General features: G+C 62.5%; 26 protein-coding genes. 9 read left to right on the top strand and 17 right to left on the bottom strand.

The window, feature by feature from the left end:
- Window positions 1-48: 48 nt before the first annotated feature.
- The 3 genes from C9I57_RS20565 to C9I57_RS20555 form a co-directional block, all read right to left on the bottom strand.
- A complete protein-coding gene (locus C9I57_RS20565) occupies window positions 49-249 on the bottom strand; it encodes a hypothetical protein (RefSeq protein ID WP_107152478.1) in 201 nt (66 codons plus the stop codon).
- Window positions 250-325: 76 nt separating this feature from the next.
- A complete protein-coding gene (locus tag C9I57_RS20560) occupies window positions 326-1,567 on the bottom strand; it encodes a CaiB/BaiF CoA transferase family protein (RefSeq protein ID WP_107152477.1) in 1,242 nt (413 codons plus the stop codon).
- A 47-nt stretch (window positions 1,568-1,614) separates the two neighbouring features.
- Window positions 1,615-2,409: a crotonase/enoyl-CoA hydratase family protein gene (locus C9I57_RS20555; protein WP_107152476.1), complete on the bottom strand. Its 795-nt coding sequence runs from the start codon at window positions 2,407-2,409 to the stop codon at window positions 1,615-1,617.
- Window positions 2,410-2,627: 218 nt separating this feature from the next.
- Between C9I57_RS20555 and C9I57_RS20550 the strand changes: the two genes are divergently transcribed.
- From C9I57_RS20550 to C9I57_RS20530, 5 genes are read left to right on the top strand one after another with little or no spacing between them, the layout of a single operon-like run.
- A complete protein-coding gene (locus C9I57_RS20550) occupies window positions 2,628-3,404 on the top strand; it encodes an enoyl-CoA hydratase (protein ID WP_107152475.1) in 777 nt (258 codons plus the stop codon).
- Between the two features lie 32 nt (window positions 3,405-3,436).
- Window positions 3,437-4,435 carry a nitronate monooxygenase gene (locus C9I57_RS20545; protein WP_258187759.1) on the top strand — a complete coding sequence of 333 codons (999 nt, stop codon included), beginning with the start codon at window positions 3,437-3,439 and terminating at the stop codon, window positions 4,433-4,435.
- The gene (locus C9I57_RS20540; protein ID WP_107152473.1) at window positions 4,432-5,619 is read left to right on the top strand and encodes a CaiB/BaiF CoA transferase family protein; all 1,188 of its coding nucleotides are present in this window, start codon (window positions 4,432-4,434) and stop codon (window positions 5,617-5,619) included. The genes C9I57_RS20545 and C9I57_RS20540 overlap by 4 nt, the downstream gene beginning before the upstream one ends.
- A 13-nt stretch (window positions 5,620-5,632) precedes the next feature.
- The gene (locus tag C9I57_RS20535; RefSeq protein ID WP_107152472.1) at window positions 5,633-6,934 is read left to right on the top strand and encodes an acetyl-CoA hydrolase/transferase family protein; all 1,302 of its coding nucleotides are present in this window, start codon (window positions 5,633-5,635) and stop codon (window positions 6,932-6,934) included.
- Window positions 6,931-8,127, top strand: coding sequence for an acetyl-CoA C-acetyltransferase (locus C9I57_RS20530; RefSeq protein WP_107152471.1), 1,197 nt, complete (start codon window positions 6,931-6,933; stop codon window positions 8,125-8,127). Before C9I57_RS20535 ends, C9I57_RS20530 begins: the two co-directional genes overlap by 4 nt.
- A gap of 73 nt (window positions 8,128-8,200) precedes the next feature.
- Here the strand turns inward: C9I57_RS20530 and C9I57_RS20525 are convergent, their stop codons facing one another.
- Both C9I57_RS20525 and C9I57_RS20520 read right to left on the bottom strand, forming a co-directional pair.
- Window positions 8,201-8,371, bottom strand: coding sequence for a rubredoxin (locus C9I57_RS20525; RefSeq protein WP_107152470.1), 171 nt, complete (start codon window positions 8,369-8,371; stop codon window positions 8,201-8,203).
- A gap of 33 nt (window positions 8,372-8,404) precedes the next feature.
- The gene (locus tag C9I57_RS20520) at window positions 8,405-9,607 is read right to left on the bottom strand and encodes a cytochrome P450 (protein WP_107152469.1); all 1,203 of its coding nucleotides are present in this window, start codon (window positions 9,605-9,607) and stop codon (window positions 8,405-8,407) included.
- A gap of 191 nt (window positions 9,608-9,798) precedes the next feature.
- On the opposite strand from C9I57_RS20520, the gene C9I57_RS20515 reads away from it, so the two are divergent.
- Complete coding sequence (locus tag C9I57_RS20515; protein ID WP_107152468.1) at window positions 9,799-10,704, top strand: SDR family NAD(P)-dependent oxidoreductase; 906 nt, start codon at window positions 9,799-9,801, stop codon at window positions 10,702-10,704.
- 110 nt (window positions 10,705-10,814) lie between these two features.
- On the opposite strand, the gene C9I57_RS20510 is transcribed toward C9I57_RS20515, so the two are convergent.
- From C9I57_RS20510 to C9I57_RS20490, 5 genes are read right to left on the bottom strand one after another with little or no spacing between them, the layout of a single operon-like run.
- A complete protein-coding gene (locus C9I57_RS20510) occupies window positions 10,815-11,636 on the bottom strand; it encodes an HpcH/HpaI aldolase/citrate lyase family protein (protein WP_107152467.1) in 822 nt (273 codons plus the stop codon).
- Window positions 11,637-11,657: 21 nt separating this feature from the next.
- Complete coding sequence (locus tag C9I57_RS20505) at window positions 11,658-12,509, bottom strand: FAS1-like dehydratase domain-containing protein (RefSeq protein ID WP_107152466.1); 852 nt, start codon at window positions 12,507-12,509, stop codon at window positions 11,658-11,660.
- Between the two features lie 14 nt (window positions 12,510-12,523).
- Window positions 12,524-13,690 (bottom strand): serine hydrolase domain-containing protein, encoded by a 1,167-nt coding sequence (locus C9I57_RS20500; protein WP_107152465.1) that lies wholly within the window; start codon window positions 13,688-13,690, stop codon window positions 12,524-12,526.
- A gap of 20 nt (window positions 13,691-13,710) precedes the next feature.
- Window positions 13,711-15,312 (bottom strand): GMC family oxidoreductase, encoded by a 1,602-nt coding sequence (locus C9I57_RS20495; RefSeq protein WP_107152596.1) that lies wholly within the window; start codon window positions 15,310-15,312, stop codon window positions 13,711-13,713.
- Window positions 15,313-15,371: 59 nt separating this feature from the next.
- On the bottom strand, window positions 15,372-16,616 hold the full coding sequence (locus C9I57_RS20490) for a cytochrome P450 (protein ID WP_107152464.1): 1,245 nt from the start codon (window positions 16,614-16,616) through the stop codon (window positions 15,372-15,374).
- A gap of 236 nt (window positions 16,617-16,852) precedes the next feature.
- Here C9I57_RS20490 and C9I57_RS20485 point away from each other — a divergent pair, with 236 nt between their 5' ends.
- The 3 genes from C9I57_RS20485 (at window position 16,853) to C9I57_RS20475 (ending at window position 19,217) form a co-directional block, all read left to right on the top strand.
- On the top strand, window positions 16,853-17,506 hold the full coding sequence (locus C9I57_RS20485) for a TetR/AcrR family transcriptional regulator (protein WP_258187745.1): 654 nt from the start codon (window positions 16,853-16,855) through the stop codon (window positions 17,504-17,506).
- 107 nt (window positions 17,507-17,613) lie between these two features.
- Entirely contained in the window at window positions 17,614-18,876 is a 1,263-nt protein-coding gene (locus C9I57_RS20480) for an NAD(P)/FAD-dependent oxidoreductase (protein ID WP_107152462.1), read from the top strand.
- 20 nt (window positions 18,877-18,896) lie between these two features.
- On the top strand, window positions 18,897-19,217 hold the full coding sequence (locus C9I57_RS20475; protein WP_107152461.1) for a 2Fe-2S iron-sulfur cluster-binding protein: 321 nt from the start codon (window positions 18,897-18,899) through the stop codon (window positions 19,215-19,217).
- 106 nt (window positions 19,218-19,323) lie between these two features.
- Here C9I57_RS20475 and C9I57_RS20470 read toward each other — a convergent pair whose 3' ends face one another.
- The 7 genes from C9I57_RS20470 to C9I57_RS20440 are packed head-to-tail and all read right to left on the bottom strand — an operon-like array spanning window position 19,324 to window position 26,443.
- Window positions 19,324-19,902, bottom strand: a complete 579-nt coding sequence (locus C9I57_RS20470) for a nuclear transport factor 2 family protein (protein WP_107152460.1) — start codon at window positions 19,900-19,902, stop codon at window positions 19,324-19,326.
- A complete protein-coding gene (locus C9I57_RS20465; protein WP_258187744.1) occupies window positions 19,899-20,813 on the bottom strand; it encodes an SDR family oxidoreductase in 915 nt (304 codons plus the stop codon). The genes C9I57_RS20470 and C9I57_RS20465 overlap by 4 nt, the downstream gene beginning before the upstream one ends.
- Complete coding sequence (locus C9I57_RS20460) at window positions 20,761-21,894, bottom strand: acyl-CoA dehydrogenase family protein (protein ID WP_107152459.1); 1,134 nt, start codon at window positions 21,892-21,894, stop codon at window positions 20,761-20,763. The genes C9I57_RS20465 and C9I57_RS20460 overlap by 53 nt, the downstream gene beginning before the upstream one ends.
- A gap of 2 nt (window positions 21,895-21,896) precedes the next feature.
- The gene (locus C9I57_RS20455; RefSeq protein WP_107152458.1) at window positions 21,897-23,099 is read right to left on the bottom strand and encodes an acyl-CoA dehydrogenase family protein; all 1,203 of its coding nucleotides are present in this window, start codon (window positions 23,097-23,099) and stop codon (window positions 21,897-21,899) included.
- A gap of 42 nt (window positions 23,100-23,141) precedes the next feature.
- The gene (locus C9I57_RS20450; RefSeq protein WP_107152457.1) at window positions 23,142-23,921 is read right to left on the bottom strand and encodes an enoyl-CoA hydratase/isomerase family protein; all 780 of its coding nucleotides are present in this window, start codon (window positions 23,919-23,921) and stop codon (window positions 23,142-23,144) included.
- Window positions 23,922-23,969: 48 nt separating this feature from the next.
- A complete protein-coding gene (locus C9I57_RS20445) occupies window positions 23,970-24,863 on the bottom strand; it encodes a crotonase/enoyl-CoA hydratase family protein (protein WP_102606960.1) in 894 nt (297 codons plus the stop codon).
- A 44-nt stretch (window positions 24,864-24,907) separates the two neighbouring features.
- The gene (locus tag C9I57_RS20440; RefSeq protein ID WP_107152456.1) at window positions 24,908-26,443 is read right to left on the bottom strand and encodes a class I adenylate-forming enzyme family protein; all 1,536 of its coding nucleotides are present in this window, start codon (window positions 26,441-26,443) and stop codon (window positions 24,908-24,910) included.
- Window positions 26,444-26,464: the final 21 nt, after the last annotated feature.

Here is a 26,464-nt window from a genome sequence, read left to right as displayed (position 1 = left end):
TGTGCGAGTCGCGCGACGCCCTATTGAGGCTGGCGCCCCGGACTCCAGTCAGATCGGCTCGAACTCCGGCAAATGCCAGTCCATCCAATCGAAGCTTGTATTGTTCGCGGCCCACGCCCAGTTCGCAGGAGGTAGTTTCGCGGGGGCGCGGGAACCCTGTCCTTCATGCACGTTTTGCCAATGTGAATTGGCGGCGGCGACTTCGTGATTGTCACTCACGCTGATATTCTCCGGTTCCTGATTGTCCATTCGCATTCCTTACTGAGAGTCACGGCACATAAATGGGCGGATCCGCAAGGAATCCCCCGCGTTGGACTTCCGTCAACTACAGAACCTTTTTCTCGCGCAGGCTATCGATGTCAGATTCGGACATACCTAACAGGTCGCGCAGCACGTCGTTCGTATGCTGTCCCAGCATCGGCGGCGGCGCATAGGAATCGATCGGCGTGCCCGACATCTTGACCGGATTGGCAACCATGCGAACGGGCTCGTCAGTGAGCGGATGCGCAACTTCGACGCACATGGCGCGCGCCTGCACATGCGGATCGGCAAACACCTGTTGCAGGTCGTTGATCGGGCCAGCCGGGACGCCCGCGGCGTCGAGCGCCCGGAGCAGTTCATCGCTCCGCCATTTGGCGATCAGCGGCTCGAACACCTCGCCGAGCGCGCGACGATTCTTGACGCGTAGCGCTATCTCACTGAATCGCGGATCGCTTGCAAGCTCGGGATGCCCGAGGACGTTGCACATCCGAGCGTATTGCTCATTGTTGCCGGCAACGATCATGATGTCGCGATCGGCACAGCGGAACATGCGAGACGGCATGCCACCGTTGCCTTCCGTGCCGCGCCGGATTGGAATTTCGCCCGACACGAGATACTGACTCGCATAGTGCGAGGTGGCGGCGATCATCGAATCGAGCAACGCCAAGTCGATGTACTGCCCCTCTCCACTACCGCCTTGCGCCGCGTCGCGATGATAGAGCGCAGCGATGATGGCCGACGCCGCATACTGACCGCACAAGATGTCTGCAAGGCTAGGCCCCGTTTTCATGGGGCCGCCCCCCGGCACGTCGTCGCTGTTGCCGGTGATGCTCATCAGGCCGCCCATCGCCTGAAAAATCGAGTCGTAGCCCGGCCGGGGGCTGTAGGGTCCGGTCTGCCCGAATCCCGTAATCGAGCAGTAAATCAGGCGCGGATTGACAAGCTTGAGGCTCTCGTAATCGAGACTGTAGCGCTTCAAATCACCGACCTTATAGTTCTCGAGCAGCACATCGCAGTGCGCGACAAGCGAGCGGATCAGGGCTTGACCATCGGACGTGGAGATATCGCACGTGATCGATTTCTTGCCGCGGTTCGCGCTGATGAAAAACGTCGACTCACGCGTGACGCTTCCCTCTCGATCCATGAGAAACGGGGGACCGAATTGTCGGGAATCGTCCCCTTTGCCCGGCCGCTCGACCTTGATGACCTCTGCGCCGAGATCAGCGAGCATCTGCGCGCCCCAAGGCCCCGCGAGAATACGGCTCAAGTCGAGTACGCGAACCCCCGCCAACGCGCCTTTTGTCATATCGAATCGCCCCTTGAATTCAAATCGGCCGCGCCGGCCGCCGTGCTTTAGCGCCCAACGAACTTCGCCGTACGCTTTTCGATGAAAGACTGAACGCCTTCCTTCGCATCTTCCGTGTTGTAGAGAAACTGCTGGGTCGACTGAATCTTTGCATAGGCCTCCTGCCAGCCCTGTCCCAGCGAAATGCGTGCGTTGTTCATCGTAGCCTGCACGGCGAGAGGCGCCTGCGCCGCGATTCGCTCCGCGATAGCGAGCGCTCGCTCGAACTCTTGACCGGCAGGCACGACGTCTTGCACGAAGTTCATGTGTCGCGCTTCTTCCGCCGTAAATTCGTCTCCGGTAAGCAGCACCTTCATTGCGTTGCCCCACCCGGCGCGCTGGACCATGCGGAATGTCGCACCACAACCTGCCATGATCCCCCGCTTCACTTCAAGCTGGGAGAAACGGCAGTTGTCCGCCGCCACGGCCACCTCCGAAGCGAGCATCAATTCGACGGCGACGGTAAAGCAGATTCCTTTGAGTGCGATAACGACTGGCTTGGTGCGCAGCGGCGCACGCAGGTTGAACGGATCGACCTCGCCCTCCGGAAGCAAGGGTTTCCCCTCGCGGCGCAACGGGGCAATCTTGGGCATATCCAGTCCTGCCGTGAAATGATCGCCCTCTGCGTAGACCAGGCCGCAGAAAAGATCGGGACTCTTCTCGAGCTGCGTGTACGCCTTTGCCAGCTCACTGAACATCTTCGGGGTGAAACCGTTGCGTTTTTCCGGCCGGTCGATTCCAATCAGGAGCAGGTTCCCGCGCTGTTCAACGCGAATCTGTCCGTCTTCGTGACGAGTCGTCATGCACTGTCTCCTCGCGGTGTTTTCCGTTAGCAATCCGACTTCAGGCTGGATTTGACAAAGCCGGACCTCGCATTCAGAATGATAAACGTCGTTCAGTTAATTGGCAACTTGCACCGTGGCGTTCGCAGCGTGAACGGCACACCGCAGCGGCATCGGTTGCGTGCGATGCCGCCCCGGATGCCGGCTCGAGTGCTCACCCTGATCCGCGAGGAAAGACCATGGCGTATGAGACGATCATCGTCGAAATTCACGGCAAGACCGGCTTGATCAAGCTGAATCGTCCGCAAGCCTACAACGCGTTGAACAATCAGCTGATGGACGAGCTGACGGCCGCACTCGACCGCCTCGAATCCGATCCTGCCATCGGCGCGATCGTGCTGACCGGCAGCGAAAAAGCGTTTGCCGCCGGCGCCGACATCAAGATGATGAACGAATGGACGTACATGGACGTCTTCAAGAATCAGTTCATCACCTCGAACTGGGAACGCACGTCGCGTTGCCGCAAGCCGGTCATCGCGGCTGTCGCGGGTCTTGCGCTCGGCGGGGGCTGCGAACTCGCCATGATGTGCGACTTCATTCTCGCGGCCGATAACGCCCGCTTCGCCCTGCCGGAAATCACGCTCGCGACCATTCCGGGCGCGGGCGGGACGCAGCGTCTCACGCGTGCGCTCGGCAAGTCGAAAGCGATGGAGATGATTCTCACCGGCCGCAGGATGGATGCTGTCGAAGCGGAACGCTGCGGGCTCGTGAGCCGCGTCGTGCCCGTCGATACACTCGTCGAAGAAGCGCTCAAATCGGCCGATGAGATCGCGCGATTCTCGCAACCGGTCGTCGCCATGGCGAAAGAGTGTGTGAACCGCGCGTACGAGTCGAGCCTCGCCGAGGGCATTCTGTTCGAGCGGCGCATGGCGTACTCGACGTTCGCGACCGAGGACCGCAAGGAAGGCATGGCGGCCTTTGCCGAAAAACGCAAACCGCAGTTTCGCGATTGCTGAAGGTTCTTCTGGCACCCCCACTGTTTACCCGGATAAAAAGCGCGATGAAACCTCATGTCAATCGCATTACCGAATTGCTCGGCATTCGATATCCCATCATTCAAGGCGGCATGCGTTGGGTGGCGCGGGCCGAACTGGCGGCCGCGGTTGGCAATGCAGGCGGTCTGGGTTTCATCTCCGCCCACACTCATGCGAACGCCGATGCGCTGGCACGTGAAATCGACAAGGTGCGCTCACTCACGGGCAAGCCCTTCGGCGTCAATCTGACCGTGCTCGGCGCCAACGCCGGCCTCGACTACGACGGCTATGTTCGTACGATCGTGTCCCAGGGTGTTCAGGTCGTGGAGACCGCCGGCAGCAACCCCGCGAAATATATCGCCGAGTTCAAGGCCCACGATATCAAGGTCGTCCACAAGTGCGTCACCGTGCGCCACGCGGTAAAGGCCGAATCGCTGGGCGCGGATGCCGTCAGCATCGACGGCTTCGAATGCGCCGGCCACCCGGGCGAAGACGATATCCCGGGTTTGATCCTGATCCCGGCCGCGGCCGACAAGCTAAAAGTGCCCATCCTTGCTTCCGGCGGATTCGCCGACGGGCGAGGACTCATGGCGGCCCTCGCGCTCGGCGCCGAAGGCATCAACATGGGCACGCGCTTTATGCTCACCCAGGAATCCCCGGTTCATCCCGCGATCAAGCAGCGTCTTCTTGAAGCAACCGAGCGCGATACGGTTCTGGTTGGCCGGTCGATCGGCGATTCGAGCCGTGTCGTCAAAAACAGCGTCAGCCTCGCCGCACTCGAACTGGAACGCGGTGGCAATGCCACGCCCGCGGACCTCTACGCGCTGACTGGAGCACGCCGCTGGATGGACGCGTTCGCCAGCGGAGCAACCGAAGGCGGCGCCTTCCCTGCGGGTATCGTGACCGGCCTCATTCACGATCTGCCGAGCTGCGCGGAATTGATCGGCCGCATCGTGAACGAAGCCGTCGCCATCGCGCACCGGCCACTCGGCTTCAGCGCTTCTCTCTCGTGAAACTGACAGGTCTTCGCGTCGTCGACTTGTCGCAGTTCATGCCAGGTCCGTTCCTCGCCGCCCATCTCGCGGAACACGGGGCGCAAGTGATCAAGATCGAGCCGCTCACGGGCGACCCGACGCGCGGCGCCCCAGGCTCGCATGGCGCGTTCTTCGCGGCGATCAACCGGGGCAAGCACAGCATTGCACTGGACCTGAAGCATCCGGAAGGGCGCGGAATCGCGTTGAAGCTGATGAACGAGGCCGACGTCGTCATCGAATCGTCGAGGCCGGGCGTGGCTGCCCGCCTCGGAATCGATTATGAGACGGTGAGCCGGACCAACCCGCGGCTCGTCTATTGCGCGCTGACGGCATTCGGACAAACGGGACCGCTTGCCTCGCTGCCTGCGCACGATCCGGTGGTTCAATCGCTGGCAGGAACGCTGCCACGCGATAGCCGAGGAACGCCCATTACCAGCGGGCCGTCGCTCGCCGCCCTGGCCGGTTCGTTGACGGCGCTATCAGCCGTATTGATGGCGCTGCTGCGGGCGCGTGAAACGGGATGCGGTGACTATATCGACGTCTCGCTTTTCGATGCAGCGCTCACTGCCCAGCCCTATCTTAGCGGTCGCTTGCTCAACGCATCGGGCGGTCAATCGCAGGAGGAGAGCGCGGGCGACAGCGGTCTCGCGTTGCTCGGCGCGTACGAGACCGCCGATTCGAAATGGCTCTGCCTCGGCGGTCGGGAACGGGCTTTCGCCACGAACCTGCTCACGCCGCTTGGCCGTGCGGATCTCATTGACGACGCCGTCGGCCCGGCCGGTGAAGGTCAATTGCGCGTGCGCGCGTTCCTGACCGAAACGTTTTTGACGCGCACGCTCGACGAATGGCTCACCTGGTTCGATGGCCGTCACATCAGCGTCGCGCCGGTACTCTCGCTCGCCGAAGCGCTCGCTCATCCCCACGCCCACGAACGCCAGATGATTCAGACCGATCCATCAGGACGCGCTCATGTGGCGAACCCGATTCATTTCCGCAGGGAGCCCGGGTCGACGCCGCTCTGCGTTCCGCGACTGGGCGAGCATACGGAAGTCGTGCTGCGGAGCATCGGCTACAGCGAAGAACGAATTGCAGCGCTCTTCTCATCAGGAGTCGTGCATGGACAACTCAACAAAGCCGACCTCGTTGCGGCACGCGCCACTTGAGCCCGCCCACATCATGCCCTTAATGCTGGAAGCGCATGCCATCGACTTCGCATCGGTCGTTCGTCCGGGCGATACCGTCGCATGGGGTCAATCGAACGCCGAGCCGCTTCCGCTTACGCGAAAGCTGCTCGAGCAGCGCCATGACATCGGGCCGTTCCGAGTCTTCCTCGGCGCCGCCACTCACGATACCTGCCGCCCCGAACACGCCGACTGCATTGATTTCGTTTCTTACTGCGGCACCGGCGCGAACCGCGCGCTAGCCAAGGCGGGCGCGCTCGATATCCTCCCGTGCCATTACTCGCAGTTTCCGCAGATGATGGAGTCGGGCCAGTTTCCCATCGACGTCCTGCTGCTTCAACTCGCCCCGCCCGATGGGCAAGGCCGCTATAGCCTGTCGATCGCGCACGAGTATCTGATTCCGGCGATCGAGCACGCGCGCGTCATCGTTGCGGAAGTCAACGAGCAAGCGCCATGGACCTATGGCGAGCGATATCTTCGCGACGAAGATATCGACTTCATCCTCCCCACGTCGCGAGCCCTGACCGACAGTCCGCCCAGCGCAGCTGGCGAAACTGATTTAGCCATCGCGCGTCACGTGGCCAGCCTCATTGAAGACGGCGCCACCCTCCAGCTCGGCCTCGGCGCCATTCCAGAGGCGATTCTGGCTTGCCTCACCGATCGCCGGGACCTGGGCATTCATTCGGGGACGATCGGCGATAAAGTCGCCGATCTCATGGAAAGCGGCGTCATCAACAATGCACGCAAAACCGTCGATACGGGCAAAACGGTTGCCGGCGTCATGATGGGCAGCCGTCGCATTCACGACTTCGCGCACCGCAACGACGCCATCCAATTTCGTTCGACGCGCTACACGCACGACGCGAACGTCCTCGCGAGCATCGATCGCTTTGTCGCCATCAATTCGGCCGTGGAGGTCGACGTTAGCGGGCAGATCAATGCGGAAATCGCGGGCGGCATGTATGTAGGCGCGGTGGGTGGTGCACTGGACTTTCTTCGCGGCGCTCGGCGCTCTCACGGTGGCCTTCCTATCATCGCGCTGCCGTCGACAGCGGGTAAAGGCGCAAGTCGAATCGTCTCCTCGCTGAGCGGACCCGTCAGCACGCCGCGCAGCGACGCCGGCATCATCGTGACCGAATACGGCGTTGCCGATCTGCGCGGACTGACGCTGCGGCAACGGCGCGAACGCATGCTCGCCATCGCACACCCCGATTACCGCCGCGCTCTCGAAGAAGACACGGGCGCCGCCACGCAACGTATGAAAGGCCTCAGCCACTCTGCAGGGAATATCCAATGAAACGCGCAGCAATTGTCTCCCCGGTACGAACGCCTGTGGGCACCTTTGGCGGTAGCCTGCGGGGCGTGTCCGTCGAAGCGCTCGGCGCGCTCGTTGCGAATGAAACGATACGCCGCTCAGGCGTCGATCCCGCCCGCATTGACGACGTCGTCTTCGCGCAATCGTACGCGAATAGCGAAACGCCTTGCGTGGGCCGCTGGATTGCACTGCAGGCCGGGCTGCCTGTCGAAGTGCCGGGCATGCAGCTGGACCGCCGCTGCGGCGGCGGCCTGCAGGCGCTCGTCACAGCCGCGATGATGGTACAGACCGGCGCCGCCGACGTGGTGCTCGCGGGCGGCGTGGAAAGCATGAGCAACATCGAGTACTACAGCACGGACATGCGCTGGGGCGCCCGCTCCGGCTCCGTTCAGTTCCATGATCGGCTCGCGCGCGGCCGTGAGCGCTCGCAACCGGAATCGCGCTTCGGCTATATCTCCGGCATGATCGAGACAGCGGAAAACCTCGCGACCGACTATGACATCAGCCGCGAGGCCGCCGACGAGTATGCGTTGCGCAGCCATCAACGCGCGGCGGCGGCGTGGGAATCGGGCAAGATGGCGGAAGAGGTGGTTTCAGTCAGCATTCCTCAGAAAAAGGGCGAGCCGCTTCTTTTCGCGAAGGATGAAGGATTCCGTGCTGATGCCAGCATGGAAAGCTTAGGCAAGCTCCGCGCACTGACATCCGGCGGCACGGTCACAGCGGGCAACTCGAGCCAGCAAAACGACGCAGCCGCCGCATGCCTTGTAGTCGCCGAAGACCGCCTTGAAGCGCTGGGCCTCGAGCCGATGGCCTGGCTCACCGGCTGGGCCGCGGCTGGGTGCGAGCCGTCACGTATGGGCATCGGCCCCGTGCCCGCGGTTCGCAAGCTCATGGCGCACACGGGCCTCACACTCGATCGGATGGATCTCGTCGAGGTGAACGAAGCGTTTGCCTGTCAGGTATTGGCCGTTCTCAAAGCCTGGAACTGGAACGATATGGACCGACTCAACGTCAACGGCTCCGGCATATCGCTCGGCCACCCCATCGGTGCGACGGGCGTGCGGATCATGACGACGCTCCTGCACGAACTTGCGCGCCGAAAGGGACGCTACGCGCTCGAGACAATGTGCATCGGCGGCGGTCAGGGTATCGCCGCCATCTTCGAGCGCGCCTGATCTCCGGCGACGAGGCGCACGGCTTTGCACCGTGCGCTTGCCCGAGTACTCAGACAGTCATGCAGTCAGACAATCAGGCCTCGACCTCGATCATCACGAAATCGGCCTTGGTCGCGCCGCACTCGGGACACGCCCAGTCGTCGGGAACGTCTTCCCAGCGGGTGCCCGGCGCAATACCCTCTGCCGGAAGTCCCGCTTCCTCATCGTAGTAAAACCCGCAAAAAATGCATTGCCATTTCTTCATGATCGTCGATGATTCGTTGATGGTTGGGTTGAATCAGGGCGCAACGTCCCAGGCGAGCGGCAGATAAAGCATCCCATTGACAGAGCCCGAGCCGCAGCGCGGCTTGTCGCCCTCACGAATGCGGAACTCGGGAATGCGCTTGAGCCACTCCTGCAGAAAGACCTTGATCTCCGTGCGCGCGAGGAAAGAACCTGGGCAGCGATGCGGCCCATTGCCGAACGCCGCATGGATCACGGGCTTACGCGTGAGGTCGACTGCAAGCGGATTGCTGAACTTCCGGTCGTCGAGTCCGAAAAGAGCGTTCGGCAATTGGATCTGGTCACCCTTTTTAAACTGGATGCCCTTGTAGACCATGTCCTCTGTGATCAGCCGCGCGGTATTCGCTACGCCAAAGCGCCGGATCAACTCGTCGACGGACGAAATCATCAGATCGGGACGGTCGATGAGTTGACGCCGGTGAACCGGATTTTCGGCAAGGAAGCGCGCGATGAAACCCATCATCGAGGCGACCGTGTCGAGGCCGCCGAACAGCACGACGATAAACATTCCGAACATGCGCTCGGGGCTGATCGGATTGCCGTCGATCTGCGCGTTGGCGATGAGGCTCACGAGGTCGCCGCCCGCCTCGGACTTGCGTTTCTCCACCCATGTAGAGATATAACCGATGAGCCGGTGCTGCGATTCGTTGCGCTCTTCGAGGTTGCCGCGCACCGCCCATTCGGCCCATTCGAGCAACTGTTCGCGATCGGTCGTCGGAAGATCCGCGAGACGCAGGAAAATCACGATCGGTAGAATCTTGGCGAACTCCGAAACGAACTCGCATTCGCCTCGCGGAGCGAGCTTTTCGATGAGCTCCGTTGCGAGAGCGCGCACGTCGTTTTCGAGCGAGGCGATCGCCTGCGGCAGGAAAGCGGGCGTGATCAGGTTGCGGTACGCGGTGTGCTCAGGCGGGTCGAGTTCCAGCGGCACGAGCTGCGTTTCGTTGATTGGCGGAATATTGACACTGCGATGCGAGAAGCGGGTGTGATCCTTCTGCATGGCCTCGATGTCCTCGCCTCGCGTGGCGATCCAGTGTCCGCCGTAGTATGGCGACCAGACGATGTCGGGCCCCGCATGCAGCGTCTTCCAGGCCAGATGGACGTCTTCTTGCGCGCCGGGCGGATTCATGTAGTCGAAATCCACCACGAGTTCCCGCGGAACATGGTCCGGCACGGTCCAGTCTTTCGTATCGTTCACCTAGCGTCTCCTGTTGTTCCGCCGTCTTCGGTCGGATGAATTGTCAAAACTCGGCCAGCACTTCGAGACCGGATTTAAAGCGCCCATTTCCAGCGAGCGCACTTCGTTCATATTATGCAACGTCGTTCAGTTTTGCTATTATACCGAGGCGAGTTTTTCTACATCAATGCCTGCATCGAACGGAGACAAGCGTGAGCGATTTCGTGAAGGACAAGGTGGTAGTGGTAACGGGCGCGGGAGCCGGTATCGGGCGCGATTTCGCGCTGCAATTCGCGGCGAACGGCGCCAAGGTCGTTGTCAACGATCTCGGCCGCCATGCCGAGACCGGCGAATTCGCCGCCGCGAAAGTCGTCGCGGAGATCAAGGAAGCCGGTGGGCAGGCCGTCGCCTCGACGGATAGCGTCGCCGAATGGGATAGCGCACAGAAGATCGTGCAGGCCGCGCTGGATACCTTTGGCCGCGTCGACTGCGTCGTGAACAACGCCGGCATCGTGCGCGACCGCATGTTCTTCAACATGAGTCTCGAAGAGTGGAAAGCGGTGGTCGATGTTCATCTGAACGGCTCTTTCTTCGTTGCCCGCGCGGCCGCTCCCCATTTCAAGGCACAAAATCGCGGCAGCTTCGTTCATATGACCTCCACGTCGGGGCTGATCGGCAACATCGGGCAGGCCAACTACTCGGCAGCCAAGATGGGTATCGTCGGCCTGTCGAAGTCGATTGCCCTCGACATGGCGAAATTCAACGTACGCTCGAACTGCATCGCACCTTGGGCATGGACCGCGATGACGGCGTCGATCCCTTCCGAGACCCCCGAGCAAAAGGCACGCGTCGAGATTCTCAAGCGGATGGAGTCGCGCAAGGTTGCGCCGCTCGCTGTCTATCTCGCCTCGGATCAGGCCGCCAAAGTGTCGGGCCAGATTTTCGGCGTGCGCGCCAACGAGATCTACTTCTTCAATCAGATCCGCATGATCCGCTCGCTGCACCGCGACGGCGGCTGGACGCCCGAAGCGATTGCCGAGCAGGTCATGCCGGCGTTCGAATCGAGCTTCTTCCCGAACGTGCCGTCCATGACACTCACGCCTTGGGATCCCGTCTAAACAAATCCGGACTACGCCCGCGCCACACGGCATTCGCTTTTGGCGCGGGAGTGATGCAAGCGATAACTTATAACCCCCGCTCTGTTCACCACGCAAGCCGCTTCAGCCCGTTACCGCTCTACGGCGCCGCGCACGCTATCGGACAGACCGACGATGCGTCTCGCCTTGAGCAACACCGGCAAATCCACCATCCGCCCGTCCACGGATACCGCACCACCCTCTGCGCGCTCATACGCCTCGACTATTCGACGCGCCATGGCAATTTCATCCGCGCTCGGGCTGAACGCAGCATTGACCGCTCCGACTTGCCGCGGATGAATGCAGAGCTTGCCGCCGAAGCCCAACGATCGCGCTTTCGATGCGTCCTCGGCGAGTTGCCGCGCATCGTCAAGCGCAACGGTTACGCCATCCACCGGCGACTGAATACCGGCGACACGCGAAGCCAGCACGATGCGCGAGCGCGCGTGCAGCAACGCATCCCATGAGCCGTCACAATCGAGATCCAGCTCGAAGTCGACAGAGCCGAAGATAAGTCGCTCGACGCCCGGCATCCGCGCCACGTCCAACGCATTCCACACGCCCTCGGCGGATTCGATGATCGGCAAAATCGGTTTCGTCGTTGCCGCCGCAACAGCGGTCAATGCAGCGGCATTGTCGGACTTCGGCAATACAACGCCATCGATGCCGTCCAACGCCATAAGCTCGAGGTCGCGCTCAAACCAGTCCGTACCTGCGGCATTGACGCGTAGCAGTACGCGCACCGGCGATGCCGCAAAGGTCCCCGCGGCTCGAGCGACATGCGCACGCGCCGACGCTTTGTCTGCCTGCGCAACGGCATCCTCCAGGTCAACGATCACCGCGTCGGCGGCTGCATCGAGCGCCTTGCCGAATCGCTCAGGCTTGCTTGCCGGCACAAATAAAAAGGAACGCATAAAACTCCAATGTCAGCACGACTACGCGAGAATGGCCGATGCTTCCATGCGCAACGATCCGTCACTGCCGGCGATCCACAAGCTCACCGTGCTTGGGTCCGACTCCTCTCGCTTGCCGCAAACGTAGAACGGAGCGGTGTCCACCACTGGCTTGACCGCGCGGAACGAAAACGATCGCACGCGTGCATTGGGTAATTCCGATCTTACGGAGTCCAACAGAAGCGTCGCCAGAAGGGGGCCATGCACGACGAGCCCCTCATAGCCTTCCTCGTTGGTTGCATAGGGGCGATCGTAGTGAATTCGATGGCCGTTCAAGGTAAGCGCCGAATAGCGGAACAACAGCACGGGATCGGGAGCGATCCCGCGTGCCCATTGCGCACCGGCAGGCGCGGCTTGGGGCGCCGGCGGCCGATCGCCGCCAGCCGGATGATCGCGATAGACGATATCCTGGCGTTCGACGATCGCGACACCGGCAGCATCGCCGATTTCGTGCTTGACCTTGACGAACACGAGATCGCCGGTCCGCCCGTGCTTATGCGCCACGCTTTCGATCAAGGAAAGACGCGTAATCTCACTACGCGCTTTTAGTGGACGAAGAAACTCGAGTTGGCTGCCTGCCCACATACGACGAGGCAAATCGACCGGGGGCAAGAAGCCTCCACGCTTCGGATGGCCGTCCGGACCCACCATCGACTGGCGATGAACGGGCAGAAAATAGAGCCAATGCCACAAGGGAGGCAATTCATCGCCCAGGGCAGGAGGCGGGTCGTCGCGGTCAAGCGTGGCGGCGAGCGCTGCCATCGGCGTGAGGGTGATCTCGTCTCGCGCTGTCTCCGTGCGACCGGTCCATTCCTGCAAATATGCGATGTCCATGACCCTTGCTCCCATCACTCGAGATCCAGTGCCTTGCGAATCGCCAGCGCAATCGGCAGCAGCGGATCCTCTTCCGGCGTGGTCGGGTTGAAGAGCTTGTTATGGCAAATCGCGACGGCAAGCCCGGTATCCGGATCCGCCCAGCCGATCGAATTGCCCTGCCCCGGATGGCACAATGCGCGCGGCGAATGCACGGCCGTCACTGGCGGATGGTTGCCGCCAAACCAGAAGCCGCCGATCGTGATCGGAATCGGAAAGCCGAACATCACCGGGTCGGGCTCTTCACTGTTGGGTCGAGGCGTATTCAGCGTGGCGACGAGTTCCTTCGATAGTATCCTTACGCCGTCCAGTTCGCCGCCGCATGCAAGCATCGCCCAGAAGCGCGCCTCGCTTCGTGCATTGAAGATCCCGCCAACGCCAGCCACCTCCGCGCGACGCACGTCCGGGCGCTCGAAGACTCGAGGGGTCAACGCAACCTCGTTCGGCATCGAACGCAAGAACAGCGGCGGCAGGTATTCCGGTGGAACCGGCACCATCGCATCGGTGAGGCGCGCGATGCGCGATTCGACTTCATCAGGAATGCCGATCCAGAGATCCTCGATGCCGAGCGGCTTCGCGATCTCCTCCCGAACGAAGCGGCCCAGCGAGCGCTTATTGGGATCGGCACGTCGAACGAGTTCGCCGACGATCCAGCCGAAAGTCATGGAAAGGTAAAGTGTCTTTGTACCTGGCTCGGCAAGCGGCTCGAGGTTCGCGATGGCACGTGTCATCCAGTGCCAATCGCACATCAGCTCAGGCGTCACGCCATCGGGCATCTGCGGCACGCACGCTCGGTGAGTCAGCACGTCGCGCACCGTGGTTTTCTCCTTGCCGTGCGCGCCGTATTCGGGCCAGTAGCGCGTCACTGGCGCGCTGTATTCGATGAGCCCACGATCCGCCAGGATGTGCAGCGCTGTGGCCGCAACGGCTTTCGTCACCGAGTAGACGTTAAAAAGCGTGTCGCCATCGACAAGGCGGCCGGTGACCGGATCGGCCACGCCGCTCCATGCGTCGATCACGAGCTTGCCGTTCAGATAGGCCGCCACCTGCACGCCGATTTCGCCGCCTTCCCGCGTGGCCCGGTCCAGCGCCTCTTGTACGATCGCATTTTGCTCGGTGGAAGCTCGGACTGCCAGGTTCATATCTGTGTCTCCAAAACGGTTCACCGCGCGTCCTCCAGGATTAGATCGGCGGCGCGCCAAGCCATTGCCATCATGGGGCCATTGGTGTTGCCGGAAATCATCGTCGGCGTGACGGAAAGATCCATCACGCGCAGTCCTTCGACGCCCCGCACCCGCAGCCGCGAGTCCAGCACCGCCAGCCGGTCCGAGCCCATCTTGCAGGTGCCGCAAGCGTGAAAACCGGATTGACCTTCGCGCCGAAAGAGATCGAGTATTTCGTCATCGGTCTGGACCGCGGCGCCCGGGCGCGTCTCGCCGGCCACCAGGCTCGCGAGCGGCTCTGCCGACAGCAGACCGCGCATGAGCCTGAACGAATTGACGGACAGTTGCCGGTCGTACGGATCCGCAAGGTAGTTTGCGACGACCTCGGGCGGCACCTGCCGGTCCGCCGATCGGATCTTCACGTACCCCTCGCTACGCGGACGCAGCGGATAACTGAAGAACTGCATGCCCGGGAACGCTTCAAAAGCGTAGCCCGCCGCGCCGAAATCCATCGAGAAAGGCGCCATCATCAGTTGAACATCGGGGCGGGTCGCATCCGGCGCCGTCTTGATGAATCCGCCTACCGGATACGAGCCGAGCGACATCACGCCGCGGCGGAACAGCGCATACTGCATCGCATTGCGCCATAGACGCAGGCCGCCGAACTGCCGGTTCTGCGAATCGCGCCAATGCTTCAGACGCGCCTGAAGCATGTACAGATAGTGCTCGCGCAGGTTCAACCCGACGCCAGGGCTCGCCGCGACGACTGGAACGCCAAGCGACTGCAGATGGTCGGCGTCGCCGATACCCGACAGTTGCAAAAGGCGCGGCGACTCGATTGCGCCGGCCGAGAGCACGACCTCGCGGCGCGCCCGGTGAGCGACTTGCTGTCCGGCGCGATTGCATTGCACGCCGACTGCACGGTTACCCGCGAACGTGATGCGCGTGACTTCGGCCCCCGTGACCACCGTCAGATTCTTGCGCGCCCGCGCGGGCTTCAGAAAGGCTTCGGCCGAGCTTTGCCGCTTGCCGTTGCGGATCGTGTAGATCAGGTAAGCCACGCCCTCGTGATCGAGCCGGTTGATATCCTCGACCCGTCGTACGCCGAGCGACCGGCACGCCTCGAGAACGGCGTCGCCGATACGGTTGCGCTGTGCGTGCGGCGACACCTTGAGCGGGCCGCCCGCGCCCCGCAAGTCATCGGCGCCGAGCGCATGATCTTCGATCCGGCGGAAGCATGGCGCCAGGTTCTGCCAGCCCCAGCCTTCGATGCCGAGTGCGGCCCATCCGTCGTAGTCCTCGGGATGTCCGCGCATATACACCATGCCGTTGATGCTGCTCGAGCCGCCGAGCATCTTGCCGCGCAGCCAGATTTCGTTGCGGTGTCCGTTGCCATGATCGGGCTGCACCGGAATGAACCAGGCGTGGGCCGGGTCGCCCAGCAACTTTCCGAAGCCTTTGGGCATCCTGATCAGCGGATGGCGGTCCTCGGGCCCTGCTTCGACGAGCAGCACCGTATGGCGCCCACTCTCCGAAAGACGATTGGCGAGCACGCAACCGGCCGCGCCCGCGCCCACGACGATATAGTCGAATTCGGTCATCGATGCGGTCTCCACCGTCCTTTGTTGGCCGACCTCGCTCGAAGTCGGCACCGTTCTCATCAGCCGAAGACGACGGGAATCGCGTGCGGAACACGCATCATGATGCCGTTGATCCGCGGCGCCGGCGCGTGCGGATCGAGACGAAGATTGGGCAAGCGGTCGAGAATGGCATTGAGCGCACGCGTCATCTCCACCCGCGCGAGATGCTGGCCAATGCACACGTGCGGCCCATAGGCAAACGCAAAATGGCGATGGGCGGGCTTGCGGTAGATATCGAACTTGTCCGGATCGGGAAAGCGGCCAGGGTCGCGGTTGGCGCTGCCCGCCACGACGTCGAGAAATGCGCCCGCCGGAATATCGACTCCGCCCAGCGTGACGTCACGCGTCGCCATGCGCGACTGCATCAGCACCGGGCCGTCCCAGCGCAGCGCTTCTTCGATCGCCGGTGCGACGAGCGAGCGATCCTGGCGGACCGCTTCGAGCTGCGCGGGCTCGCGCAGCAGGGCAAGGAGCAGCACACTGGTCGCGCGGTAGGTGGTATCGCCGCCCGCATTCACCAGTTGGCGAAGGAATGAAATGACGACTTCATCGGGCAGCCGCTCGCCTTCCGCTTCCGCGGTTGCCAGCGAACTCACGAGATCGTCGCCCGGATTGCTGCGGCGCTCCTCGACGAGTCGCGCGAAATAGGCGCCCAGCTTAGTCGACGCCTCCACGCCGTGCTCGACGTCGATCGACACGAGCGTCTGTGCGATTGCCAGCTTGTGAAATACCTTTACGTCTTCCAGCGGCAACGCCAGCTGCCGGTAGATGATGTTGAACGGATAGTGCAGGGTGAACTCGTTAACAAGATCCGCCTGTCCTCGATCGACGAACTTCGACATCAGCTCGCTCACGACCGGATCGACCAGCGTATCGCCCCACGCCGCGACGGTATGCGGCAAAAAAGCCTTCTGGAAAATGCGGCGGTAACGCGGGTGCTCAGGCGCGTCCATCGTCGAGATGCTGCGTCCGAAGCTGATGCCGAGATTGCGCTCGTAAGATTTGTTCGAGAACGTGGCCGGGTCGCCTAGTACCTTCGCGACTTCGTCGTATCCGAATACGGAATAGTGCGCGACATCGGACATCGTCAGGTCCGCCGCCCCGCCCATCAGCACACGATAATCGCCTTGCTGCACCGTGGCCTTCTCGCGCAGCTCGGCAATGCGCGGATACGGGTCCGCATCGGCGCCATACGCGAGCGAATCTTCGAAAAACGGGTTGAACGTGGGATCGTCGAAGTCCTCGAGTCGCAGCGCGAGAGCCATAGTTCGTGTCTCCATCAGTCGTTCGTTAGCAAGCACCCCGGCTTCGCTCGGAAGTGCCAATAACTGAACTATGTTCGAATTTGCACGATTGTGCAAGAAAGTTTTATCATGCGCTGGAACGTAACCACTTTCCTGTTCGCGCCCCCTATGAAAAGGAAACCATGCCGCCCACGAACACGCGCGCCGCTCGTCGTCCGGCGATCGCCATCGAGGAGCCGAGCGCTTCGACACGGAGCATGACGCCCGAGCGCATTCTCGACACAGCCGAGAGGCTGTTCGCGATGCACGGCTACTTCGGCACGTCGATTCGCGACATCATGCAGACCTGCGGCATGGAGTTCAGCCTCGCGCGCTACCACTTCGGCAGCAAGGACGCTCTGTTCCAGCGGGCGATCGGCCGCCGCGCGGCCGTCATCAGCCAGCAGGTGATCGAATCGCTCGACGCCGCGCTCGCTGCGTCGCATGGCGAGCGGCCCCATGTCGAGGCCATTGTGATCGCGCTTTGCGCGCCGGCCTTTGCGCATCTGAAAAGCGGCGACCCCGGGTGGCGAAATTACCTGCGTCTGCTGACCCAGATTGGCTGCCTTCTGGAGCGCCCCGACCTCACTGCACCGTTCTATGACCAGTACGGGCCAGCCGCCGCGCGCTACCGTGACGCCTTCGCCAAGGCCCTTCCCGGCGCGACGCGGGAAACCGTCGAACTGGTGCAGCATTTCGTCGAATCCGTGTTTCATCTGGTACTCAACGAGCTGTACGCGCAAGAAGCACGTTCCGGAACGCGCGCACTCGCGGCGTCGCATATCGAGCGCATGCGCACCTACTTGATCCGCTTCGCGGTTGGCGGCATTGAGGGGATGGTCGGCTCCGGATCAACCCGACCGGGTTCGTGAGCATTGACAGTGGAGCCGATGGTCGTTCAAAATATAGAACATCATTCATAACAACTGAGAACCATGGTGTGTCGTGCCCATGGTCGTGCGAGACGGAGTTCCGCTTCATGACAGATGAAGACGCAGAAAACACCGCGCTGATCATCGGCGCGGGGCACGCGGCCGGCGAATGCGCGACCGCAATCCGCGAGCAAGGATGGGCGGGCCGCATCGTCATGGTGGGAGAAGAACCGCATTTGCCGTATCAGCGCCCCCCTTTGTCCAAGGCATTCTTGTCGGGCGAATCGACCGTCGAGCAGCTTTATTTGAAACCGCGGGCGACATACGACAAGGCGCGCGTCGAGTTCATCCCGAGCACGCGCGCACAGTGCATCGACCGTATCGCGAAGCGCGTGACGCTCTCCAACGGCAGCGAAATCGGCTATACGAAGCTCGTGCTTGCGACAGGCGGCCGGGCACGGCGGCTTACCTTGCCGGGTATTGAAGCCATCGAGAAGCTGCAAAACTTTCACTACCTTCGTACGCTCGATCACGTCTCGCGCATTCGGACTCAGTTCCATGCAGGCTCGCGCCTGGTGATCATCGGCGGAGGATACGTGGGGCTGGAAGTGGCGGCTGTCGCGGTGAAGCGCGGCCTTCAGGTCACCGTGCTCGAAGCATTGCCGCGCGTGCTCGCGCGCGTGACGGCGCCCGAGCTTTCCGCTTTCTACGAGAAGGTGCACCGCGAGGCGGGTGTCGACATCCGCACGAATGCGATCGTGAGCGGATTCGAAGTCGACGCGTCCGGCGACGCGGTGGCCGCGGTGCGCTGCGCGGACGGCGCGCGCGTCGCCGCGGATCTGGTGATCGTCGGCGTGGGACTGGAACCCGCCACCGAGCTCGCGCAGCAAGCGGGTCTCGCCGTCGACAACGGCATTGTGGTCGACGAATACACGCGTACTTCCGATCCGGATATTTTCGCCGTCGGAGACTGCACGAATCACCCCAACCCGTCGCTCGGCCGCCGTTTGCGTCTTGAATCGGTGCCCAATGCGCTGGAGCAGGCACGCACCGCGGCTGCGTCGTTGTGCGGCAAGGAGCGTGTTTACAACACCGTGCCGTGGTTCTGGTCCGATCAATACGATCTTAAGCTCAAGATGGTGGGCTTATCCCAGGGCTATGACGACTTCGTCTTGCGCGGCAGTCCCGAAACCCGCTCGTTCTCGGCGTTTTATCTCAAGGACGGCGTGATGCTGGCCGCCGATACCGTGAGCCGCGCGCCGGAATTCATGCTGGCCAAGCGGTTCGTCGCCGAGAAAATTCCGGTCCGCGCGGCCGATCTCGCCGACGAATCGATTCCGTTGAAGAGTCTGCTGCCCCAGTCCAACTAACTTCCAAAGAGTCAAAAGCCATGCCGCTCATTCGATTCATACAGCCGGACGGGAACGAAGCCAGCGTGACCGCCAACATCGGCGATTCGGTCATGCAGACCGCCGTGAACAACCAGATCCCCGGCATTCTCGGCGATTGCGGCGGCAGTTGCAGTTGCGCGACCTGTCACGCCTATGTCGACGAGGCGTGGGCCGGGAATATGCCGGCGGCCGAATCCTATGAGCTCGACATGCTCACCTGCGCGATGGACGTGCGTGAAAATAGCCGCCTGACGTGCCAGGTCTTCGTGACGCCGGAACTGGATGGGCTAGTGGTGCGTCTTCCCGGTTCGACCGCATAGCGGCGGGCGCGCGCTCCGTTTGGAAGGCTTCAGCGCGGCTGGGCTGTCACCGCCGTGCCGATCGCAGGCGGATCGGACAGCGTCGTTGACGAGCGAAAAAACCCGCTTACGGCGTGCTCGTCAATGCATCGATCGCGCGCTGCTCACTCGCGCTCCAGAATGTCGTCCACGTCGGGAAGCGGTGCGGAAGACGCGGCTGGTAGCGCTCGCCCTCATACTTGCCCGGCCAGTTTTGGAAGCGCGGCGCGCCGGGACGAGCCAGCCAGTCCGTCGAATACCAGTGCTGCTCATCGCGTCGCTCGAAGTACCACTGTCCATCGCGGCGCACATAATGGTCGAAGTAACAGATCGCCATCACCACCCAGGCGCCGTTGTCCTCATGCTCCGCGCGGCAATAGACGCTGCCGGTGGCGCGATCGGCATCGATGAACTCGATCGCCTGACCGCAGATCTGATGGATGCTTCGATAAAAGCTGCGCAGGATGTGTTCGGAACTGTAGAAGGTCTTCAGCGCCGCGCGTCCGACGCCCCACCGGCCGCAATCGACGTCCTCGGTAAACAACTGCACGAGGCTGTCGACGTCCCGCGAATCGACGGCGAGCGCGTATCGCATCGGCAGTTGTTGAATCGCGAGCTGGGCCTCGATGCGCTCGATCCGAGCAATCAGTCCGGGATCGGTCGTCATGCGTGCCCCTCCGTGTTGCTAACGGCGGCCGCGGCTGAACGCGCACGGATTTCGTCCGCATAGTAGGGCTGGTGCGACAGCAGCCCGCCATCGACGTTGAACACCTGGCCCGTGACGAATGCCGCCTCGTCCGACGCGAGATAGACCACCGCATGGGCGATGTCTTCGGGCTGTCCCAGGCGCGGCGTGAGATGGTGGCTCAACATCATCTCGCCGGTTTCCCCCGCAAAGTACGCGCGGGTGACCGGCGTCACGATCAGGCCCGGCGCGATCGCGTTGCAGCGTATGCCCTCCTTGCCGTGTTGCGTGGCGATGTAGCGCGTCAGCGCCTCGATGCCGGCCTTGCAGACGCCGTAGGCGCTGTATCCGAGCGCGCCAGCTTGGGCCGCGCCTGACGACGTGTTGATGATCGATCCGCCGCCGCGAGCGCGCATGAGCGGCAACGCACGGCGCGCCGCGAGCATCGTGCCGCGCAGGTTGATCCGCATCGTGTCGTCCCACACCCCGACGTCCACAGCTTCGACCGCCGCATCGACGGTAGTGGAGAGCGACGTAGCGGCGGCATTGTTGTGCAGGATGTCGAGCCCGCCCCAGGTCCTCAGCGTGAGATCGAACAGTGCCTCGATCGAGTTTTCGTCGCCGATGTCGACTTGCGCGGCCACCGCTTCCCCCCCCGCGTCCCTGATGCGGCCGGCCTGTGCCTGCGCGCCTTCCAGATTGAGATCGGCGACCACCAGCAGTGCGCCCTCGTCCGCAAGCATCGCGGCACATGCGGCGCCGATGCCGGACGCGGCCCCGGTCACGATCGCTATTTTGTCCTTGACACGCTCCACGTCCGTTTCGCTCCGTATCAGATTGTTATCGAGTCCGGCTGCTTGCCGCCAACCGGCCCAGATGGAAGTCGATGTCACCGAACATCTTTTCCATCATCGTCATCTTGCGGAAATAGTGGCCAACGGGATATTCCTCGGTGAGCCCCATGCCGCCGTGCAACTGGATTCCTTGCGCGCAGACGAAACGGTTCGCGCGTCCGGCAACCGCCTTGGCCGCGGAGACGACACGGCCGCGTTCATCCGCCGGCCGGTCGAGATGAGCAATGCCGCAATAGAGCATCGAGCGCGCTTCCTGGGTCGCAACGAACATCTCCGCCATGCGGTGCTGCAATGCCTGAAACTTGCCGATCGGTTGTCCGAACTGCGAACGCCCCTTGATGTAGTCGGACGTGATGGCCATCACGGCTTCCATCATGCCGAGGCTCTCGGCAACGCTCGCGAGGATGGCTAACTGCGTCGCCTGCTTGAGCACATCGAGCGCGCGCTCGGGGCCGACGATCAGCGCATCGTCGGCCAGTTCGACATTGCGCAGGTCGATATCGGCCGCGCGCGATCCGTCGAGCAGACGGTACGGCCGGCACGTCACCCCCGCGGCGCGACGCTCGATGAGGAAGACCCCCGCGCCTTGTGGCATGCCTTCGATTTGCGCGGTAACGAGCAGATAGTCGGCCGAGGCGCCGGCGACAACCAGCGTCTTCGCCCCGTTGATCAGATAACCGGAGCCCGTCTTGCGTGCGTGCGTCTGCGCATGGGCGCCCAGCTTGTAACGGCTGCCCGCTTCACTATCCGCGAGAGAAAGCAGCAATTTTCCTTCGATCACCGCGGGTAGCAGCGCCTCCCGTTTTTCCTTCGCATCGCCGCGCTCGAGAATCGTGGCGCATAGCAGCGCCGTTTGCACGACCGGCTCGAGCACCATGGCGCGCCCGAATGCCTCCATCAGGATGGCGACTTCCACAAATGAGCAGCCGAGGCCGCCGACGTCTTCGGGCAATGTCAGCCCGAGCCAGCCGAGCTCGGCGTAGTCGCGCCAGCGCTCGCGGCTAAAACCCTCTTCGCCCGCGGCGATCCGCCGCCGCGCTTCGAATCCATACTCTTGCTGGAGGTAGCGATCGACGCCATCCTTCAGCATCGATTGTTCTTCGGAGAAATTGAAGTCCATGGCTAGAGTCCGAATGCCAGCTTCGCAATGATGTTCTTCTGCACTTCGCGCGTACCGCCATAGACGGTGGACGCGCGCGCGATGAGGTAACCCGACGCTCGGCCGCCCACGTAGTCGGGCCAGTTGGGATCGACAGGCAAGCCCCCGCCGTCGTCACCATGATCGTCGAAGCGCATGGCGCGCGGCCCTAGCGCGTCGATTTGCAGTTGCGTCACGCGCTGTTGCATTTCCGATCCGCAGATCTTCAGCGCCGACACGACGGCATCAAGATTGCGCTCGCTCTTTTCCTCGGCGAGGATACGTAGCACGGACCATTCGAGCGCCAGCAGGTCGGCCTCGACCTCTGCGATCTTGCGCGCGAATTCGGGCGTAGCGATGAGCGGGACACCGTCCACCGTTTCCTGGGCCGCGATATCCTTCGCGCGCTGCAGCTCGCGCTTGTTGAAGTACAGGAATGCGCTGGTCGTGCGCTCCTTTTCGAGCAGGTACTTCGCGTAGGTCCAGCCCATGCCGGCCTCGCCGACGAGATGCGACTTCGGCACACGCACGTTTTCGAGGAACACCTCGTTCAAGCCCCGGCCGCCCTCGATCGAGACGATCGGGCGCACGGTGATGCCCGGCGTGTCCATCTTGACGAGCAGGAACGAAATGCCCCGCTGCGGCTTGACTGTCGTATCGGTCTTGACGAGAAAGAAGCCCCAATCGGCGATCGTGGCGTCGCTGGTCCAGATCTTCTGACCGTTGACGACGTACTCATCACCGTCGAGAACGGCCGTGGTCCGCAAGCCGGCCAGATCGGAGCCTGCGTTAGGCTCGGAAAAGCCCTGGCACCAGAACTCGTCGCCGCGCAAAATCGGCTGCAGAAAACGCTGCTTCTGCCAATCCGAGCCAAACGCGATGATGACGGGCGCGACCATCTGCGTGGACTGCCAGCCGTAATCCATGGCGTCGGCGTTATACAGCTCTTCCATGAAAATGTGCTTGCGAAGCGCGCTCCAGCCGGTGCCGCCATGCTCGAGCGGCCAATGCGGCGCGCCCCAGCCGCGTTCGTACAGAATGCGTTGCCACCTGCGGATATCGTCGCGCGCCGGGGGATGCACGCCGACACGCCACCGGCGGGAAATGTCGGCAGGCGCATGTTCCTTGAAGAACTGTCTGACTTCCTGACGAAACGCTTCATCTTCCTGACTATATTCGAAATGCACGGCTTGGCTCCTGAAGCTTTTTCGCGCGGGTGCACCCGCCTGTCATCGACCCTTGAAAGCCGGTGCGCGCTTTTCTCTCGCAGCCAGCCTGCCTTCCGCCGCGTCCTCCGAATTCACGGCGAGCGCGACCGCGTTGAGCTCTTGGGCGAGAAAATCTTCCATACTGCCGGTGTTCAAGCGAAACAGCTGCTTCGTCAAGCCAAGCGAAAAGGTCGGCCCCGCGGCAAGCTTGCCGGCCAGATTTCGCGCAGCCACATCGAGGTTTTCGTCTTCGACAAGCTGACTTGCGAGGCCCATATCGAGCGCTTCCTTGCCAGTCAGCTTGCGATTCAGATACATGATTTCCTTGGCGCGAAATTCGCCGCAATGACGCGCGAGCAGATGCACCATGCCCCCTTCGGGCAACGTGGCACGCATCAGGAATGCGGGAATGAACTGCGCCGTATCCGAAACGATCAGCTGGTCCGCGCACAGCGCGAAGCTCCATGCGATTCCGACGGCAACGCCCCGCACTGCCGCAACCATCGGCTTGTCGAGGTTATAGAGCCGAAGCGCGATCTTCTGATATACAGCCATCGAAGCGCGCGCATGCGTCACGCTCATCTGCGGCGGCGCGGCCCCGCTGCCTTTAATATCGGCGCCAGCGCAAAAAGCGCGGCCCGCACCGGTGAGGATCACCGCGCGAATCTCGGGATCACGGTCGATGCGATCAAGGTGGCCGAGAATCAGCCCGAGCATCTCCGGCGTCAGTGCATTGAGCTTCTCGGGCCGGTTCAGGCACAGCGTCGCAACCGCGCCGTTCAATGTGAGTTCAACGTCCATGATGTTCCGATCTACATTTGGGTTTGATTCGTCGCATCGACGGACGGGTCAGCTTCCGCGAGCATGCAGGCGGATCATGCCATCGCCGAAGGGCTCGTCGCGGCGCTTGAGCGCTTCCTTGAGGCCCATCGCTTCCATGTCCGCCTTGAACTGCGCGCGGCGCGGCCCTTGACTCTGGTGCGCCCGCGCGTCGTTCTCCACGGCAAGCCGCTGAAGCGTGCGCGAACCGGCCAGCTCGAGCCCGAGGTTGACGATGCGCTTGTTCGCCGCCAGCAAGTCGGCATCGACAAACGACAGACGGCGCGCCAGCTCGCCCACTTCCGCTTCCAGCTGCTCCGCCGGCACGGCGTCCATGACGAGGCCGATCTTCGCCGCATCGCGGCCGGTCAGTGAGTCACCGGACAGCAGGAGACGCTTCGCCCATTGCGGACCGACGTGATAGAACCACATCTGCGCGGGCGGGGACCCGTTGGCGCGCGTGGCGGGAAATCCAATTCTCGCGTCGTCGGCGGCGATCACCATATCGCACGCCAGCGCGAGATCCGTGCCGCCGGCAAGACAGTTGCCATGGACCTGCGCGATGATCGGCTTGTGAATTTCGGCCATCAGATTGACCGTTTCGGCTTGGCGCTCCATTGACCAGCAGTCGTCGTCGAAGCTGCGACTCGTGCCGCGATAGTCACCGGGGTCGACGGCTTCGGCGGCCCGATCCGAATACGTCGTCACGAGATCGTAGCCCGCGCAGAAGTCTCGACCCGCTCCCGACAGCACGATCACGTTGACCGACTTCAGATCGTCGGCTTCGAGCAATGCCGCCTTGAGTTCCTGCAGAAGCGGATTGTTGATGGCGTTGCGCTTGTCGGGGCGATTCAGCGTGATGCGCGCGATACGCTCCGCCACTTCGAACTGCACACACTCCGCACTCTTGAGCCATTTGGCCATGATCGATTCTCTCTCAATAACGCCAGGGCAATTGCATTGCCGCTTCACTGGGCAAACTGCTTGCGCAGCATCACCTTGCTGATCTTGCCGGTCGGCAGCCTCGGCAGTTCTTCGACAAAAGCGATGGTTTTCGGGCATTTGTAGCTGGCAATGCGCTCGCGGCAGAACTCGATCAGCTCGCCTTCAGTCGCATGCTCGCCGCGGCGCAGCACCACGACCGCCTTGACGCACTCGCCCCACTTTTCGTGCGGCACGCCGATCACGGCCACGTCGACGACCGCCGGGTGCTGTCCCAGCGCATCCTCGACTTCACGGCTGTAAATATTCTCGCCACCGGAAATGATCATGTCCTTCTTGCGGTCGACGAGAAAGATATAACCGTCTTTGTCCTGGTAGCCCATATCGCCCGAGCGGTACCAGCCGTCGCGCAGCGCTTCCACCGTGGCGACGCTGTTGTTCCAGTAGCCGCTCAGCTGCGTCTGCGAGCGCAGCCAGACTTCGCCGGTCTGGCCTTGCGGCAAATCGTTACCGTTGTCGTCGACGATGCGCAGTTCGATGCCGGGACAAGGCCGACCCACCGAAGCGAGGCGGCGCACCTCGTCCGTAGAACCATGCGGCTTGACTTCGTGCGCGGGCAGCCAGCACGCGTTGCTTTCGGTCATGCCGTACTGCACCGAAAACACGGGGCCGAGCACCTCGATCCCGCGTGCAAGCAGCGGCGGCGGCACGGGCGCCGCCGCCGTCACGATGTTCTCGACGCTCGATACGTCGTAGCTCGACAGCTCAGGCACGTCGAGCACCGCCTGCAGCATGGCGGCCACCATGAACGTGAACGTGATGCGCTCTTGCGCGATCGTCTCGAGCATCTGCTTCGGCTCGAAGCCTCGATGAACGACCGTGGTGCCGCCCATCCACGCCACCGCGTTGACGAATCCGATGCCCCCAACATGGAATGCGGGCGTCGTTTGCAGCACGCGGGATTTGCCCGAGAACTCCGTGACAAGCGCGCAGCTTTCCGCGGTGACGCACATGGCGTGGTGCGTACGAACGACGCCCTTGGGACGCCCAGTGGTCCCGCTCGTGTACATGAGATATGCGTAGTCTTCCGGATTCGAGCGGATCGGCGGCCCGTCCGCCGGGCCGTCTTGCATGATCGCCTCGAACGCAACGGCCCAATCCGGGGGCGTATCGCCGATGCAGATGAACTGGTCAATATCGGGAAGCTGCGAACGCAGCCCATCCACGACATCGGCATACTGTGCCTCGAAGACGATCGCTTTAGGCGCCGCATCCTTCAGGATGTAAAGAATCTCCGCCGGCGCGAGCCGAAAATTGACGGTCGCAAGAATAAAGCCGGCCCACTCGCACGCGCGATAAGCCTCGTAATACTCCGCGCAGTTCATCGCGAGGATCGCGACCCGGTCCTGGCGCCGCAGACCACGCCCGTAGAGCGCCCCCGAAAAACGGCGCGCGCGTTCCGCCAGCTGACCGTGAGTCAAACGGCGCTCGCCGTATACCAGCGCCGTATGGTCGGTATGCAAGCGAGCGTTTCGCTCGATCATCTCGCCAAGGGTTCTCATCTCAGCCTCCGCCGGGCCGCC

The organism is Trinickia symbiotica, from assembly GCF_003028655.1.
GTDB lineage: Bacteria > Pseudomonadota > Gammaproteobacteria > Burkholderiales > Burkholderiaceae > Trinickia > Trinickia symbiotica_A.
This window is presented reverse-complemented; position numbering and strand designations above follow the sequence as displayed.